The following is a 12,707-nucleotide window of genomic DNA, read 5'->3' as shown; positions in this document are numbered from 1 at the left end:
TTACCGCCATCGGCAAGAGCAAGGGAAAACGCAGTCAATAAGCCAACCACCACGCTCTGTCAAGCGTAGCGGCGCGGGTTCTGGCCCAGAAGGCAGAGTATCTCATAACTGATGGTTCCGCACCAGTCGGCGAACTCCTCGGCGCGCACGGCGCACTCGTCCGGGCCGCCCAGCAGCCATACGTCGTCGCCGCGTGTGGCGTCCGGGATGTCCGTCACGTCCACGGCGGTCATCTGCATGCACACCCGCCCAAGAATTTGCGCCCGCTGTCCGCGCACACACACCGCGCCAACGCCCGACATGGCGCGCATGTAATTATCCGCATACCCTGCGGCGATAACGGCAATGCGCATGCCGCGCTGGGCAGTGAAGGTGCGGCCATAGCTCACCGTCTCTCCGGCGCGGAGCCCGTGCGTCTGGTAGATGCGCGAGCGCACATCCATGGCCGGGACCAAGTCGCTGCCAAGCCCGGCCTGCTCCGTCCCCCAGAAGGGGTTGCACCCGTACAGCGCCAGCCCGGGGCGCTGGGCGTCGTGGTGCATCTCCGGATAGGCAAGCAGCGCGGCGGAGTTGGCAAGGTTGGCCTCAAACTCATGCCCGCGCGAGCGCAACACCTGCACGGCGTCGCAAAACCGCGCGTTCTGCGCCTCTACCGCGGCCCTGTCCTGCGGCATATCCGCCGAGGCAAGGTGCGAACTCACGCCCGCCACCGTCACATGAGGCAGCCCGTCCAAGAGGTCCGCCACGGCCTGCGCGTCCTCGGCCCGAAAGCCAAGACGCCCCATGCCGGTATCTATCTTAATTGATATGGGCTGGACCACGTTCAGGCTTGCGGCCTCCGCATCCAGCCGCTTCAACTGCTCGGCGTCGGCGATAAACGGAATAATCCGGTGGCGGATGGCGGCGGCGAAGTCCTCCTCCAGCTGGGGACCAAGCAGGGACACAACGCGCCCCTCATACCCCATCCCCCGGATGCTGACGGACTCTTCAACGGTCCCGGCGCACAGCGTATGCGCGCCCGCGGCGGCAAGCGCCCGCGCCACTTCCCGCAGACCGTGGCCGTAGGCGTCAGCCTTCACCACAGCGTAGGCGTGGCCGCCCCGTGCTTCCAGCTTGCGCCAATTTTCAACGATTCTGCCTGGGTAAACGAGTGTTTCGAGATGATTGTAGGCGATAGGCATGTAGTCCTCGTCAAGTTGCGTGGGGCGGGTGGTTGCACCTTTGTGTCGGGTGCATGTATAAGAAATTTCCATCCTTATGCCTACTGTTCATTTCACCGGACCTATGGTACGTGCCCGGATGTCGCTAGGTGACGGCCGCTGTGCCTCTTTTCGCTTGTACCCTATAACGCACGGACGATCATGACTTCAATGATCCGCACTCGGCTCCCCCAAAAGGCCGTATTAACACTACTTTTGCTGACCTGTGTCGTGATGGCGCCCCTTGGCGTCGCCATTGCCGCGCCAGCAGGTGCAGACATGCCCACCCGGCATGAGGACCAGTCCGCCTCGCATGAGGCCTCCGCATGGCAGCTCAGCGCCGACCACCTCGCCGCCCAGCATGACCCCGAAATCATCGAGGCCAAAGGCAACGTCCGCCTCACCCAGGGCGATCGCTACCTGACTGCGGACTTTGCCCGGTATTACAAAAAAACCGGCTGGGTCTACCTGAAGGGCAACGTGGAAGCCGTCTGGACCGCGGACCGCATGACCGCGGACGAAGCCGAATTCGACCTCAACACCCAAGTTGGCTGGCTGAAGAACGGATTCGTCTACGTGGACGACGCCCACCTCTACTTCTCCGGCGCCCGCATCGAAAAACACGAGGGCGACACCTACAGCTTCCGCTCCGCTACGGTCACGGCCTGTGACAACCCGGACGACGCATGGTCCATCGACATGGACGAGGGTGAAGTCACCATTGAGGGCTACGCATGGCTCAAGAACTCCACCTTCAAGGTGGGGAACACGTCCATGATGTACTCGCCCTACCTCATCCTGCCCGCCAAGACCAAACGCCAAAGCGGCCTGCTGCTGCCGGAATTCGGTGCCAGTTCGCGTAATGGCGTGTTCTACAATCAGCCCATTTACTGGGCCATTGATGACGAACAGGACGCCACGTTCTACGAGAATTTCATGGCCAAACGCGGCCTGCAGCAGGGCATTGAGTACCGCAACACCCCGGACGCCGACACCAAGGGCGTCTGGCAGGCGGACTGGCTGCACGACAGCATCCGCGCCAACTCCGAGTCCGACGAGGACTCGCAGTTTGACGACGACGGCCTCATCCGCCCCAACCGCAACCGCTTCTGGGTGCGCAGCAAGTTCGATGGCCACCTGCCGAACCCCGACTGGAAGGTGAAGCTGGACATCGACTACGCCTCGGACCAGAACTACCTGCGCGAATTTAAGGCCGGGAAGACCGGCTTCGACCGCACCAAGAGCGTCTTCCTTGACGAATTTGGCCGCGACATCGCCGACGCCGACGCCGAAGAACGCACCTCCACCCTGCTCGTCTCCCGCTCGTGGGACCGCGTGGGCGTGGCGGGCCGTCTGGAATACACCCAGAACTTCGCCTACATGAACGACAACCACGATCCCGACGACAATCCCACCCTCCAGCGCCTGCCGGAACTCTTCGGCTTCGTCTGGAAGGATCAACTGCTCGAAGGGCTGCCCCTTGAGTTCATGATGGATTCGTCCTCGGGCTACTTCTGGCGCGCCAAGGGCGATTCCGGCATGCGTGTGGAAGCCGAACCGTCCCTCAGCCTGCCCTTTGAGGTTGGTCCCATCTCCGTCATCCCCACCGCCGGACTACGCGAAACCCTCTACATTGAGGATGAGTACGAAAGCGGAACCGATGCGGAAGACCTGCGCATGCGCCACCTGCCGAACTTCACCGTCAGCGCCTTCACAGAGCTGTCCCGCGTGTACGACCTTGGTTCCGACACGCTGGACGCCACCGAGGAAAACGACGGCAAAAGCGCATGGCAGCGCATCCGCCACTCCATCCAGCCACGCGTGGACTACGACTGGATGCCCTACGTCGGGCAGGAGGACAATCCTTACTACGACGACCTCGATAGGCTGGATGCCCAAAACGAAATCACCTACTCCGTGACCAACGTCCTTGACCGCAGGCGCGTGCGCATCACCCCGTACACCGACGGCGACACCACCGCCTACAAACCGGTTGTGGATTATCTGGACTTCCTGCGTCTGCGCCTTGAACAGAGCTACGACCGCCGCGAGGCCACCCGCGAGGACGAGCGCGACGAGTACGAGCGCCGCCCGTTCTCGGATTTCCTCGCCGAGGCCCAGTTCCGCTACAACGAAAACGTCAGCTGGACCAGCCGCACCATGTTCTCGCCCTACCTTGGCGACATGACCGAGCACGAGCACTTCCTGACCTACGAAATCCCCCAGATGATGCGCGCATCCTTTGGTGTGGACTTTCAGGAAGCGCTGGACGAGTACAAGCGGCAGGACCGCGAACGCCTGCGCCAGCTCAAGTTCGGCATGGCGTGGATTATTAATCCCAACTGGACCGTGGATTTCCTGTACCGCACGGATATCGAGGCCGCGACGGATCTGGAAAAGACCCTGCGCCTTATCTACACGCACCAATGCTACGCGCTGGAACTGCTCACCACGCAGACCGACGACGAAGCACGCTTTGAAGCGCGCATCACGCTGCTGGGCCTGTCCCTGTAGCGCGCGGCGCACACCACACCATCACCGGGCGCGGGAGCTTTGCTTCCGCGCCCGTTTTGCGTGGCGCGGCCACGCGCCCAAATGACATTGTCCATCCACGCGGCCATGGGACATCGTCCACCCACGCGGCCATGGGACAGCCGCCCACAAGCTCGTCACCCATACCCACAAGCGGCACGCCGTCCCCGCTTTTCTTCTGCTTACTGCGCCCGCGCGCAATGCGTACGGCGCGCCAAACGTCCATGGCTGAGTGAAGCGCCGACGCGCGCCGCCCGCAATCCCCTGAAACCACGCGTGCTTTTCCCAATATGAGAGCTTTCCACCCCATGGAACACAATGGTGGAAAGCTCCTGACGTTTCTTGTACAACCGACCCATGACCGACACCGCACAGACAGCCCTTACCAAACGGCCTATTCATATCCTGTCCCCGGAACTGCAAAACCAAATCGCCGCCGGCGAGGTGGTGGAGCGCCCCGCAAGCGTGCTCAAGGAGTTGATGGAAAACAGCCTCGACGCCGGAGCAACGAGCCTGACCGTCACCATCGAGCAAGGCGGGCAGGGGCTTATAGACATTCAGGACAACGGCTGGGGCATGACGCAGGACGAGATGCACCTCGCCCTCACCCGCCACGCCACCAGCAAGGTTGCCGACATCAGCGAGCTGAACACCATCCGCAGCTTTGGCTTTCGCGGCGAGGCGCTGCCGTCCATCGCCTCGGTGTCGCGCATGCGCATCACCTCCGTCCCCCACGGCGAGGACTCCGGCTCCTTTGTGGAAGTGGACGCGGGCCGCGCGGCGGACTCCGGCCCGGCCATGCTACGCGAAGGAACGCGCATTGAAATCCGGGACCTGTTCGCCAATGTCCCGGCGCGCCTCAAGTTCCTCAAAACCCCTGCCACGGAGACCCGCCGTTGTCAGGACGCCTTTTTCCGTCTTGCCCTCACGCGCCTTGACGTGCGCATGAAGCTGACCGTGGGCGGGCGCAAGGTCTACACCTTCAGCGCGGGGCAGGACCTTGCCAAGCGCCTTGCCGCCGCGTGGCCCCCGGCCATCACCGATGGCCTGATGCCCTTTGCCCACGAGCAAAACGGCTACCGCGCCCACGGCGTCACGGGCAGTCCCCGCACGGCGCAGGCCCGCGCGGACCGCATCCTTTTTTATGTGAATAACCGCCCCGTGACGGACAAGGTGCTCCTGCGCGCGGTGCGCGAAGCCTACACAGGCCGCCTGCTCACCCGCGAATACCCACAGGCGGTGGTCTTTCTGGAAGTGCCGCCCGAGCATGTGGACGTCAACGTCCACCCGGCCAAAACCGAGGTCCGCTTCCGTGACGAGCGGGCGGTGTTCTCCGTTATCCGCCGCGCCATCATCACCGCGCTGGACGCTTCGGCTCAGCCCCACCGCACCGAAGACGTCAGTATGCCAGACCACGCAGGGAACGCCCCCGGCCCCTCTGGAACCTCCAGCGCCATGGACTCCATGGATGCACTGCCCGATTCCTTTGGCGCGGCGTCAGGCCCGTCCACTGGCGCGCCGTCCTCCTTTGGCGCCACGGCCACTGCTAGCCCGCGTCCGGCGCACCAGTCCACCTCGGGACCGACCTCTGGCGGCCCCTCGCGCGCGGCGGACTTTGACGACACGCGCCCCGGCTTCTCCACCTATTCGGAATTTAAGCGCATGACCGAGCGCGAAAACTTCCTCGACCTTGCGCCGGATGCCTCGCGCGCCGCGGCCATGCATGAGCCTGCCGTGTCCAGCAACGCGGACCTATACGACTCCGTTGGCGAAACAGCCCCGCCCATCTTTGCCGCGCCGTCAAGCGATGGGAGTGAATACCTCGGCCAGTTGGCGGACACCTACCTCATCCTGCGCTACCGGGACGGCACCCTTGCCCTTGTGGACCAGCACGCAGCGCACGAGCGCGTGCTCTACCACACTTTTGAGCAGGCAGGAGAGCGCGGCGACAGCCAGCCGCTGGCCATTGCGCTGGAACTGGCCCTGCACCCCTCCGAGGGCGCGCTTTTGGATGAAATATGGGCGGACCTGAGCCGCCTTGGCTTCTCCCTAGAGCGCCGCTCGGATACCTTGCTTGCGGTAACGGCCATCCCCGCCCTGCTCACGGCGGCCCGGGCCAAGGACTACCTGCGCGCCGCACTCAGCGAACAAGCCAAGGGCATCACGGACCTGTGGGCCATGCTGTCGTGCAAAGCGGCGGTCAAGGCCAACCAGACCCTTGCCCGCGACGAAGCCCTTGCCCTGCTGGAAGCATGGCGCGCCACCCCCGGCAAAGACTACTGCCCCCATGGCCGCCCCGTGCAGGTACAGTGGGGCCTCAGCGACCTGGAGCGGCTGTTTAAACGCAAAGTGTAAGCGGGCGGACAGTTTCCTTCTTCGATTTTCCTTGCCTAAAGGAAAAAGCGGTGGTTAGGTAATCCTTTACACCACAGGATGCCTGTCATTGCGATGTGACCGGAGGAGACGATATGGAACTACGAATCGATATCGCGGGATACAAGAATAACGTGATTATCACGTCCATCCCGAAGCGCTTTGTCCACAAGATTTACAAGCACTGTCTCGGCAAGAACAACACGCCCTACTTCGCCAACAACTGTTTTAAGGGCATTCTCTACTTTGACGAGGAGCTTGCAGGAAAATTCGCGGAGGCTGTGGGCTTTTCGTGGTCCGGCTGGTGGAATGCCCACCGCCTGTACCACCGCGCCGCCTACTGTTTTGAAAACAGCCTCAAAATGACGGCCTGCATCGACGGCGTGCCAGAAGTTGAGCTGTACCCCGACAATGTCGCGGCCACGCCTTCGCCGGTGCACCTCAGCCCCTTCCTGACCCAAATTGCCAAGGACGAGGTGCTTATTCTGCTCGGCTCCGTGGACAAGGGCACACAGACCTTCACCCTGCCAGCCCTCGAAGGCGACTTCCGGTCGGCCCTGCTGAACGTCAGCGTGGATACCTTCACGGATTTCGGCTTTGACGAGCCGCTCATCACCAGCGTCACCTACGACGGTCAAGAGCTGACGCCTGTGGACGGTCCCAGCAAGGGCCGCCGAATGCTGGAACCACGCCTGTTCTCCAAGCTGGGGCACGAGCTGGACGCCGCGGACTTTCCGCCCGTGGAACTCCCCGGCCTGTAGCCGCAGACCACACAGCACACAAAACGCCGGATGCGCACTGCGCACCCGGCGTTTCCTTTTGTTCAACACGTGGCGGGCAAAGCCGCCCACGCCGCGACAGCGGCTACAAGTACGGATCGCCCGTTGCGAGGTAGTTCCCCACGTAGTCGGCAACTGCGTCCTCAAGGCGCGCAAAGTCCACCGGGCACCCGGCCGCGCGCAGGCGGCCCATACTGGCCTCGGTAAAGTACTGATACTTGCCGCGCAGGGTCTCGGGCATGTCGATGTACTGGATATCCTCCGGCACATCCATGGCGTGAAACACCGCGCGGGCGAGGTCGTTCCACGTTCTGGCGGAGCCGGTGCCAAGGTTGTAGATGCCGTTCACCTGCGGATTATTGAGCAGCCACCACATCACGTCCACGCAGTCCTTCACGTAGATAAAGTCGCGCTTTTGGCCGCCGTCGGGGTAGTCGTCACGCTCCGAGGCAAAAAGGCGCATGGCCCCGGTGTCGCCAATCTGCGAGAAAGCCTTGCACACCACGGACTTCATATCGCCCTTGTGGTACTCGTTGGGCCCGAACACGTTGAAGAATTTCAGACTGACCAGCTTGTCCGCCGCGCCCGTACGCAGGGACCACAGGTCAAACAGCTGCTTGGAGTAGCCGTACATGTTCAGCGGCTTCAGCGCAGGGATGCCCGCCGGGTCGTCATCAAAGCCCAACGCGCCGTCGCCGTAGGTTGCGGCGGAGGAAGCATTGATGAAGCGCACGTCGTGCTCAAGGCAAAAGTGCGCCAGCGTCATCGTATACCGGTAATTATTTTCCATCAGGTAATTGGCGTCGCGCTCCGTGGTGGAGGAGCACGCGCCCATGTGGATGATGGCGTCCACGTCAAAGGGCAGGTCCTCGTGCAGAATCATCTCAAGGAACATATCCTTGTGCACGAAGTCCATATACGTCCGGTTCACGAGGTTGCGCCATTTGTCCCCGGTGCCAAGGTCATCCACCACCACAATGTCATGAATGCCCATCTCGTTGAGCTTCCACACAAAGGCGCTGCCGATGAAGCCCGCGCCGCCGGTCACTATATACATACCATCTCCGTTGGTTGTGGTTTGTGCTACGCAAACCAGCTTTGTATACTCCCGCCCCATATGAGGGCAACCCCCACGCGCGCGGATGCGCTCCACCAGCACGCGGCGGCGCAAAACGGCGCGCGGCAAATCCCGCACTTGTATTGCAGCCGCATATTGTCTAATTTGCTGAGTTCTACGAAGGAGAAAGACATGCTCGCAATACTCGACTACAAGGCCGGAAACCAGACTTCCGTCCGCCGCGCCCTCGACCATCTGGGCATAGAATGCACCATCACGGACAATGCGGACGTTCTGCGCAGTGCAGACGGCGTCATCTTTCCCGGTGTGGGGGCGGCAGGTCAGGCCATGAATGAACTGACCTCCACCGGTCTGGACTCCGTTCTCTCCTCGCTTATCGACAGCGGCAAGCCCCTCCTTGGCATCTGCGTGGGCTGCCAAATTATGCTCGACTCGTCGGAGGAGAACAACACCACCACCCTCGGCATCATCCCCGGCATTTGCCGCCGCTTTGACGGCGACATGACCGAAGAGGACGGCACCCCCGTGCGCATCCCGCATATGGGCTGGAACGCCGTCACGCCGAAGAATCCCGACGAGCGCCTGTTCCGGGGCATTGAGCCGGGTGCGGAGTTCTACTACGTGCACAGCTACTACCCGGACGCGGACGCACAGTATGTTCTGGCCACCACCACCTACGGGCACGAATTCTGCGCCATGCACGGGCGCGAAGGCCTGTGGGCCGTGCAGTTCCATCCCGAAAAGAGCGGCAGGCCTGGCCTCGCCCTGCTCAAGAATTTCCACGACTACTGCCTGGAGGTCAAAAATGCTGAGTAAGCGCATCATCCCGTGCCTTGATGTCCGCGACGGCAGGCTGACCAAGGGCATCAAGTTCAAGGACAACATCGACATCGGCGACCCGGTGGACACCGCGCGCACCTACTATGAGGAAGGCGCGGACGAGCTGGTCTTCTACGACATCACCGCCTCGCACGAGCGCCGCGGCATTATGCTCAAGGTTGTGGAAGCCGTGGCGCAGGAAATCTTCATCCCCTTCTCCGTTGGCGGCGGCATCTCCACCGTCAGCGATATGCGCGACGTGCTCCTTGCCGGTGCGGAGAAGATTTCCGTCAACTCCGCCGCCGTAAAGAACCCGGACATCATCTCCGAAGGCGCGGCGGCTTTTGGCTCGCAGTGCATCGTGGTGGGCATGGACGTCCTGCGCGTTCCCGTGTCCGAGTCGATTCCCTCTGGCTATGAAATTGTCATCCACGGTGGCCGCAAGCACATGGGCATGGACGCCATCGCATGGGCGAAGCGCGCCGAGGCCCTTGGCGCAGGCGAACTCTGCGTCAACTCCATCGACGCGGACGGCACCAAGGACGGCTACGAGCTGAACCTGACCCGCACCATCGCCGACGCCGTGCACATCCCGGTCATCGCCTCCGGCGGTGCTGGCACGCCCGAACATATGGCCGACGCCATCACCGAAGGCCACGCCTCCGCGGCGCTCATCGCCTCCATTGTCCACTACGGCGAATACTCCATCCGCCAGTGCAAGGACGTGATGCAGCAGCGCGGCGTCAAAGTCCGTAGCGTCTGGTAAACGCCCACCCTGCCCCTTTCCGGCACTTCCAGCCCCCGTGCACCCGCGCGGGGGCTTTTTCGTCTGGGCGCATATTGCGCCCTGCCCCGCACAGAAACAGGCGAAACATGCGCCTTTTCAAAACCGGGTAAAATCATAACCACTTGTCTTCCTTGACTTTCCACATCCGGCACAGCCTTTGCTCACTTCAAAGCAACAGAGCAACACACAAAACAGGAGGTCTTTCCTCATGAAGTATGCAATCAGCAGTACCGGCCCGGAACTCACCAGCGCACTGGACCCGCGCTTTGGCCGCGCCCCGGTCTTTCTCATCCACGACACGGAAACCGGCCAGACCGCAGCCATTGACAACACCGCCGCCACACAGCCGCAGGGCGCAGGCATTCAGGCCGCGCAGACCGTTGTGGACGCTGGCGTACAGGCCGTTATCACCGGCCGCGTTGGCCCCAAGGCCGAAGCCGCGCTGACGCAGGCGGGCCTGCGCATCATCACGGTGAACGCCGCCACATGCAGCGACGCCCTCGCTCAGGCCGAATCCGGCCAGACCGCACCCAGCACGCCCCAGCCCGGACAGGGCCGCGGTCAAGGCATGGGCCAAGGCGGCGGACGCGGCGCAGGGTGCGGCATGGGTAGGGGCATGGGCGGCGGCCGAGGTGGCCGTGGCGGTTGTGGCCGCGGCATGGGCGGTGGCGGCGGACGCGGCATGGGTGGCGGCAGACGCTAACCCACAGCCCGCGAATCCACTGGCCCCGTGCCATAAAAAAAGACCGCCCACGGCGAGGCCGGGGACGGTCTATCGTATCATGCGCGCCGCAGCCGCCCGGCAGGGCAGCCCGGCGCGCACAGGCGCGGCCGGTGTCAATGCCACAAGCCGCGCCGTCTTGGCTTTTTCGCGCCGTTAGTCCACGAGGAAATATGCCTCGGGCTTGGCATTGCAGACAGGACACTTCTCCGTGGGCTTGCCTTCGTGCACGTGGCCGCACACGCTACAGACGTAGTATTCCGTGGCGGGCAGACCTTCGGGGTCATTCAGCGCCTTTTCGTACAGGCAGGCGTGCACTTCCTCAACGGCGTTGGCAAAGCCAAAGTACCGCTCTGCCGCGCGCTCGCCCTCGGCCTTGGCGTCCTCAATCATGGCCGGGTACATTTCCTTGAATTCATGCGTCTCGCCAGCGATGGCGGTCATCAGGTTCTCCTTGGTGGAACCGACGCCCTTGAGCAGACGCAGGTGCGCATGCGCGTGCACCGTCTCCGCAGCGGCGGCTGCGCGGAACAACTTGGCAACCTGCGCCAGCCCTTCCTTATCGGCCTTCTCGGCAAAGGCAAGGTACTTGCGGTTGGCCTGAGACTCACCGGCAAACGCCGCTTCCAAATTCGCTGTGGTCTTACTCATTTCACGTCTCCTTACGAGAGCTTTTTTGGGGATGGCAAACCGCTTGTGGTTTGCCGTTTTTCCTCAATCTGATGTAGCCTATTCGGTGATACATCAAAATTCATCCGTTGTCCGTCCACGCCCCGCACCAAGGAGGAGCCATGGACTGGTACCGCATAACGCTCAGCATGCAGGATGTCGCGGCCGGAGAAACCGCCCGGCTTCAGGACAAGTTCATCCACGCCGTGAATCAAAACACGGCAGCGGCCGATATGCAAATGTATGCCCTCAACGAGGACGACCGCCCGTACAGCGTCTTTTACTTTTCGCCCGGCTGCGGGGAAATTATCCTCAAGCAGTTTCTCGACTACCAGCCCGCCGCCTGCGGACAGCCAAACATTGACGACCTGATGCTCCTTGTCGGGCAGGGGCGCGCGGCGACGTAATACGCTGCGATGACACATCCACCGGCGACTGCGCGCCATTTCGTCATGCGCCCCGTACTGCGGCGCTAATGCCCCCGGCGCTTTTGCCGCCGCTTCTCCTGCCGCTCGGCAAAACGACGCTCCCGCAGGGCGTCGCGACGTTCCCGCGCTGCTTTCCTGCGCATCTGTTTGTCATCCAGATACTGCTCCTTGGCGGCATCACGCGCCTTGCTCACGCCGTGGGCGGCCTTGCGCTCGCGCGCTATCTCGCGGTGCTGGCGCTTTGGGTTCGCCGCCCGGCGCGTCCGCTCCTGCGCCGCAAATGGGCGCGAAAAAGCCAGCCGCTGGTACTGCGAACCAGTGGCAAAGGCGGCTATCTCCGGCCCGGTCGGCTCCGCGCCAAACACACGGCGCGCCACGCGGAAGGTGTCCTGATGCCGTATCTCCGCGTACCCGACCCAAAAGCCGTCTTCAAAAACAATGCAAAAGCTCGTGCGGTAGAACTCCATGCGGTTACCCCTTTGAATGGAATGCACATCCGGAAACGGACAACCCAAGGGGGGAAGGTTACTGACACGCAGGACACGTGCGCCCGGACTACCAACCGGACCGTGTTTTCTTTCCGGACAACGTCAACGTCAAAGCGAGCCACGGCGGCGCGCTTCTCTTGCAGGGGGGCCACTGCCGGGGCTTTGCAGCGTTTCACAGCGCTCAAGCCATCGCGGCGCGGCGGCTTTGCGCTGTGTTCGCACTTGCATGCCCTCGTTGGTGAACACCCTGTTTTGGCAACAACCTGCCCACCATACGAAACCATTGCGCAAAACAAAAGGGGCCGCGCGGCTTTGCCGCACGGCCCCTTGATGGCTCTTGTCTTTACGCCGTCCTAGCGGACGTCGTAGGTTCCGCTCTTGCCCCCGCTTTTGTACAGCAGGCGGCAATCGGAAAGAATGATGTCTTTCTGCACGGCCTTGCACATGTCGTACACGGTCAGCGCGGCCACCTGCGCGGCGGTCAGCGCTTCCATCTCGACACCGGTCTGGCCGGCAGTACGGGCTTCGGCCTCAATGACGATGGTCGAGGACTCCTCCAGCGCCGTAAACCGCACATCCACGTAGGACAGCGGCAGCGGATGGCACATGGGAATCAGCTCGGCCGTCTTCTTGGCGGCGAAAATGCCCGCAATTTTTGCGGTGGTGAGGGCGTCGCCCTTGGGCAAGGCGTCCTCGGACAGCAGGGCAAAGGTCTCGGGCGACAGAATGACCCGCGTCTCGGCAATGGCCGTCCGCTGGGTTTCCGCCTTGTGGCCCACGTCAACCATGCATGCGTTGCCGTCCTGATCAATGTGCGAAAGCTTGCCCGACATA

General features: G+C 62.6%; 12 protein-coding genes. 7 read left to right on the top strand and 5 right to left on the bottom strand.

Features of this window, described 5'->3' with window-relative positions:
• Positions 1-59: 59 nt before the first annotated feature.
• Positions 60-1,181, bottom strand: a complete 1,122-nt coding sequence (alr, locus tag ACYQ2T_RS06645; protein ID WP_459899466.1) for an alanine racemase — start codon at positions 1,179-1,181, stop codon at positions 60-62.
• 297 nt (positions 1,182-1,478) lie between these two features.
• On the opposite strand from alr, the gene ACYQ2T_RS06640 reads away from it, so the two are divergent.
• The 3 genes from ACYQ2T_RS06640 (at position 1,479) to ACYQ2T_RS06630 (ending at position 6,865) form a co-directional block, all read left to right on the top strand.
• Positions 1,479-3,713 carry an LPS-assembly protein LptD gene (locus tag ACYQ2T_RS06640; protein WP_459899464.1) on the top strand — a complete coding sequence of 745 codons (2,235 nt, stop codon included), beginning with the start codon at positions 1,479-1,481 and terminating at the stop codon, positions 3,711-3,713.
• 375 nt (positions 3,714-4,088) lie between these two features.
• Positions 4,089-6,086: a DNA mismatch repair endonuclease MutL gene (gene mutL / locus ACYQ2T_RS06635; RefSeq protein WP_459899462.1), complete on the top strand. Its 1,998-nt coding sequence runs from the start codon at positions 4,089-4,091 to the stop codon at positions 6,084-6,086.
• A gap of 113 nt (positions 6,087-6,199) precedes the next feature.
• Entirely contained in the window at positions 6,200-6,865 is a 666-nt protein-coding gene (locus ACYQ2T_RS06630) for a hypothetical protein (protein ID WP_459899460.1), read from the top strand.
• A gap of 103 nt (positions 6,866-6,968) precedes the next feature.
• On the opposite strand, the gene rfaD is transcribed toward ACYQ2T_RS06630, so the two are convergent.
• The gene (rfaD, locus tag ACYQ2T_RS06625) at positions 6,969-7,940 is read right to left on the bottom strand and encodes an ADP-glyceromanno-heptose 6-epimerase (protein WP_459899458.1); all 972 of its coding nucleotides are present in this window, start codon (positions 7,938-7,940) and stop codon (positions 6,969-6,971) included.
• Positions 7,941-8,132: 192 nt separating this feature from the next.
• Between rfaD and hisH the strand changes: the two genes are divergently transcribed.
• The 3 genes from hisH to ACYQ2T_RS06610 all read left to right on the top strand — a co-directional run bounded on the left by hisH (position 8,133) and on the right by ACYQ2T_RS06610 (position 10,270).
• Positions 8,133-8,777 carry an imidazole glycerol phosphate synthase subunit HisH gene (gene hisH / locus ACYQ2T_RS06620; protein ID WP_459899456.1) on the top strand — a complete coding sequence of 215 codons (645 nt, stop codon included), beginning with the start codon at positions 8,133-8,135 and terminating at the stop codon, positions 8,775-8,777.
• A complete protein-coding gene (gene hisF / locus ACYQ2T_RS06615; protein ID WP_459899454.1) occupies positions 8,767-9,546 on the top strand; it encodes an imidazole glycerol phosphate synthase subunit HisF in 780 nt (259 codons plus the stop codon). Before hisH ends, hisF begins: the two co-directional genes overlap by 11 nt.
• Positions 9,547-9,775: 229 nt before the next feature.
• Positions 9,776-10,270 carry a NifB/NifX family molybdenum-iron cluster-binding protein gene (locus ACYQ2T_RS06610; RefSeq protein WP_459899452.1) on the top strand — a complete coding sequence of 165 codons (495 nt, stop codon included), beginning with the start codon at positions 9,776-9,778 and terminating at the stop codon, positions 10,268-10,270.
• Positions 10,271-10,444: 174 nt separating this feature from the next.
• Here the strand turns inward: ACYQ2T_RS06610 and ACYQ2T_RS06605 are convergent, their stop codons facing one another.
• Complete coding sequence (locus ACYQ2T_RS06605; protein WP_459899450.1) at positions 10,445-10,939, bottom strand: rubrerythrin family protein; 495 nt, start codon at positions 10,937-10,939, stop codon at positions 10,445-10,447.
• A gap of 140 nt (positions 10,940-11,079) precedes the next feature.
• Here ACYQ2T_RS06605 and ACYQ2T_RS06600 point away from each other — a divergent pair, with 140 nt between their 5' ends.
• A complete protein-coding gene (locus ACYQ2T_RS06600; RefSeq protein ID WP_459899449.1) occupies positions 11,080-11,364 on the top strand; it encodes a hypothetical protein in 285 nt (94 codons plus the stop codon).
• 65 nt (positions 11,365-11,429) lie between these two features.
• Here the strand turns inward: ACYQ2T_RS06600 and ACYQ2T_RS06595 are convergent, their stop codons facing one another.
• Both ACYQ2T_RS06595 and moaC read right to left on the bottom strand, forming a co-directional pair.
• Positions 11,430-11,852, bottom strand: a complete 423-nt coding sequence (locus ACYQ2T_RS06595; protein ID WP_459899448.1) for a YjdF family protein — start codon at positions 11,850-11,852, stop codon at positions 11,430-11,432.
• A gap of 374 nt (positions 11,853-12,226) precedes the next feature.
• Positions 12,227-12,706, bottom strand: coding sequence for a cyclic pyranopterin monophosphate synthase MoaC (gene moaC / locus ACYQ2T_RS06590; RefSeq protein ID WP_404844648.1), 480 nt, complete (start codon positions 12,704-12,706; stop codon positions 12,227-12,229).
• Between the last annotated feature and the right edge of the window lies 1 nt (position 12,707).

This window comes from Desulfobaculum senezii (assembly GCF_054657395.1).
Note: the sequence above shows the minus strand (reverse complement) of the source record. Positions and strands in the feature narration are given on the sequence as shown.